The organism is Clostridium sp., assembly GCF_051650885.1.
Taxonomy (GTDB): Bacteria; Bacillota; Clostridia; order Clostridiales; family Clostridiaceae; genus Clostridium.
In genome coordinates this window covers 1-3,825 of the sequence record NZ_JBOFRG010000178.1, presented here as the reverse complement: position 1 = coordinate 3,825, position 3,825 = coordinate 1, and the positions used below count along the sequence as shown (strand labels likewise).

Below are 3,825 nucleotides of genomic sequence, written 5' to 3'. Positions count from 1 at the left end.
AGCAACCGGAAACAATTAATGAAACTTCTGGGTGTGATAAACTGGTTCAGAGATCACATACCGAATTTAAGTGTATCACTATCATGCATTTCTAACAAACTCTCAGGGAAGAGAAAATTTGTTTGGTCAAACAGGGACACCCAGATTGTTAGTAGAATTGTCAAAACGGTCAAACAACAAATTACTTTGCATCACCCAGATATCACAAAAGAATTTATCCTAAGCACTGACGCCAGCGACGAGGGAATGGGTGCGGTCCTCACTCAAGAGGGAAAAATAGTTGGAATCTACAGCTATAAATTCAAGAAAGCAGAACTAAATTATACTGTAACGGAGAAAGAACTTCTGGCGATTATTAAAGCCTTGCAGCACTTCAAAACAATGCTGATGGGATCAATTATAAAAGTAAAAACTGATCACCGGAACCTCCTTTACATTTCCAAGTGTGACTCAAATAGAGCTCAAAGATGGAAAATTCTCCTTGATGAGTACAATGTTAATTTAGAGCACATATCAGGGAAAGACAACACTGGAGCTGATACCCTATCAAGATGTTTCACCTTAATAAACAAAGAACACCAAAACTCAAATTTCCTGCAAAACCTACCTTTTGCACTCGACTTAACAGCTAGGCAAACCACGGAAGGAAGAATATGTATTCCTAAGAACAAGGTAAGGGATTTTATCAATTTTGCACACCATGACTTTTTCGCTCATCCAGGCATGCATCGGTTATACAGCACTCTGAAGAAGGCTTTTAAGGTTAAGAACATGATGAGAGAAATAAAACGAATTACAAAAAACTGCACAATCTGTCAGCAGAATAAAAACTCTCGGTCAAATTACGCAGTCCTATCCGGAGCCATATTCTCAACTGAGCCTTTCTCAGAAATTGCTATAGACATCATGGGACCGATCGACCCAGGACGGTTCAAAAACTCCCAAAAAGGTTCACTAGTGAACCTCTTAGTAGTAGTTGATTTGTATAGCAAATGGACCGAGATATACCCCTTAACAAAAACCACATCTGCGGAAATTAAAGAACACCTGACTAAACAATGGTTTAAAAAACACGGGAAGCCAAAGAGACTGCTATCAGACCAAGGTAGACAATTCATTTCTGCCCACTTTTTAGGGTTTCTAAAGAACGAAGGCATTAAACATACAACCTCAAGTGCCTACAACCCAACTGGAAACAGTGTTGTAGAAAGAATGAATCAAACTATAGGCAACACTTTAAGATGTCTAAAACACCTGACCTTCGATGAAGCACTAAGTGAAACAATGAAAAGCATTTGCTTGCTGCAACACCAAACCTTGGGTCACTCTCCTTTTGAAATAGTAAAAGGTAAGAATCCGCTGAACCCGTATCTAACCTCAAAAATAGACCGGAACGCAATCCTTAGGAGAACAAAAGACAGAAACCTGCATGACCTCAGACGAATCAACTCAAATCGAGTACCCCACAGGTACAGAGTTGGAGACAAGGTTTTCGTTAAAGCACCCACTTGCGATAAACTGGATCCACGTTGGAAAGGTCCTTTTCGGGTGGTAAAAGTTAAACTAGAACACAACTATGTGATAATCAAAAAAGGTTCAAAACAGTTCCGAATAAATTTCAAGCGTCTTAAACCTTTCCTTAACGGGGGAAGACTGTCGTGTTTCTAGTCCCGAGTATATCAAACATGTCAAATAATTCATTGATAAATTAATTGTAATTAATTTATCTTGTTATGTCTCATCACGTTCACAATTCCAAAGCTTGAATCAGTTATGTCAAAAAACTCAATGGTTAATTAATTGCAATTAATAAAACCTAAACGTGAGCAATTAATTAATCAGGATTCACAAACATTTAAGGAGGAAATTTACCCCCATGATGACTAGCAACAGGAATACTAAATTTCTAATGTCGACACACGACAAGATGAATTCATCGTCGTCATCACGACCACATGGGAAGCACTCACACCACATGAGAGAACCGCTCAAGGGAGCTTCTACTCATGCCCCATGTCTTGGTCCGCTTTGTCTAACTGACCCACTAAGAGCAAAACAGGTTGAATCGACCTACAACAACCTTAAGTTTGCCACTACGATCGAAGGAGTGCAGCTTGCTCAAGCACCCACGGTTACTGTCCACGTCTTTACGAATCCAGACATTCAAGATGTGTTAGAATGGGCCAAATCTATCAGACAGCTGGTCCAAACCAACAATTGGAATGACGAAACGGCAAAGAGCGTACTATTAGCACTAGTTTCTGACCAATTTCACGAAGTCATTGCTGAAAAACGAACGTTCGACACAAAGCTGGATGCTTTAGTGAAGTTTGTGTACAAACCAGAATCTTTCACCATCTTCAGAACAATGCTCCGACAAGCAAAAACGAGGGACTTCAAGTCAATTGAAGAATTCTTCCTTCACCTCGAAAAAACAAAGGAAAGAGCGGATCTATGCTTAGCTCAATGTTCTAACAACGATAAAATACCAGAAAGAGACATCGTAGAGATTATACTTCACCAGCTAACTATTAAAGAAAAGGAGATGTTACTGAATGTCCAAGCACAAGAGCTAAAGGAGATTAAAAGAGCTCTAATTAAGTTCAAGGCCCTCCAAAGTTTTTACGATATCAGCGAACCTATAAGGCAGGACTCCGCGTCCTACAGACCACTACATTTTGCACCCAAGGATAGAACATACTGTTCTTATCATAAATCCAATATGCATAACACGAGTGACTGCATAGCTTATGCCAACTGGAAAAGGAAGAACACGGCAAGTACCACAAGCTACTCAGATCACAAACCCAATGTCTTAGCAGTTAAATCAAACTCCGAAAGCTTTAACCACACTCCTGCTTCCAAAAATAACAGTTTCAGTCTCAACTTGATCTTAAATGATAGCGCCCACGCAAACTTTATCGTCGATTCCGGTTCCGATAACAATTTCATCTCTCCAGAATTAGTAACAAAAATTAAGGACCCCATCGAAGAAAATGTCTATGGAATGGAAATATCACTTGCAAACGGAACAACCGTTAAAATAAAAAGCAAGCTGAGAGCTCTGGTCTCAATCCCGGACGTGCAAACCAGCAAGGTACTTGAAGATTTCTACATTTTACCTAATTTACCTCACGATGGCCTATTGGGATGTAGTTTCCTTAGGAAACACGGTTGCGTAATAAATTTCATGGAAGAGGATATATTATTCCGCAAGAGTACGAAGAACCCAACTGACCCAGATACTGAACTGCTAAATAAAACAATTCCTTTCTGTTCAACAACCATGTCTTTTGAGGATCTCGTCCTCTACTATAAAAGAAACAACCCCACACTTGGACGCATTGGAGGGCAAAAGATGCACATTCATCTTAACGACCAAACGCCAGTTCACAACAAGCCGTATAACATCCCGCTAAATTATCAAAAGCAAGTAAAAGACGAGGTAAAGAAACTTTTGAAACTAGGCATCATAAGGGAAAGTCATAGTCCCTACTCGGCACCAGCTTTTGCAAGAACGAAAAAGAATGGGAATATAAGACTCTTAATTGATTATAGAGGACTTAATAAAAAAACTATAAAACAGGGTTACCCATTTCCATCCATACAAAACTCCTTGACCGATTTGCAAGGTGCTACAGTGTTTTCTCAGTTAGACCTAAACATGGGCTATTATCAAATAGAAATTGCCCCCGAAAGCATTCCAAAAACAGCTTTTGTGCTACCCTTTGGGCAATACGAGTTCTTGAGAATGCCGTTTGGACTGGCAAATGCCCCTCGGGAATTTCAAAGAATTATGAATTCAAAGCTCAGCGGCTTTGATTT

Annotated in this window: 2 protein-coding genes; both read left to right on the top strand. The window is 39.6% G+C overall.

The annotated features are described in order from the left end of the window. Positions 1–1,668: RNase H-like domain-containing protein (locus tag ACRC28_RS08570; RefSeq protein WP_438543038.1), on the top strand; the 1,668-nt coding region annotated here is incomplete at its 5' end. A gap of 208 nt (positions 1,669–1,876) precedes the next feature. Further along, the coding region (locus ACRC28_RS08565; protein WP_438543037.1) for a reverse transcriptase family protein at positions 1,877–3,825 on the top strand (1,949 nt) is incomplete at its 3' end.